Genomic DNA, 238 nt, shown 5'->3' with positions numbered 1-238 from the left:
CCACCGCCTCGTCGCGCGCCGCCGCGACGCGCGCGGCAAAGCGGTCGGCATCCTCGGACAGCGCAGCACTATCCCCCGGCAGCGCCAGCACCACCGCGCCCGCGACCAGGCCGATGATGAACAGCACCACCATCAGCTCGATCAGGGTGAAGCCGTTCCTAAAATCCTCCCCGAGCTTGTCTCGGGGAGGGGGATCGCGCTGCGCAGCGGCGGGGTGGAGGGGAAGCGAGGCGCACAT

Annotated in this window: 1 protein-coding gene; it reads right to left on the bottom strand. The window is 70.6% G+C overall.

The annotated features are described in order from the left end of the window. On the bottom strand, positions 1-238 hold a 238-nt coding region (locus AX735_RS24240; RefSeq protein ID WP_082751012.1), incomplete at its 3' end, for a type II secretion system protein.

It is taken from the genome of Blastomonas sp. CCH1-A6, assembly GCF_001556365.1.
Lineage (GTDB): Bacteria > Pseudomonadota > Alphaproteobacteria > Sphingomonadales > Sphingomonadaceae > Blastomonas > Blastomonas ursincola.
Note: the sequence above shows the minus strand (reverse complement) of the source record. Positions and strands in the feature narration are given on the sequence as shown.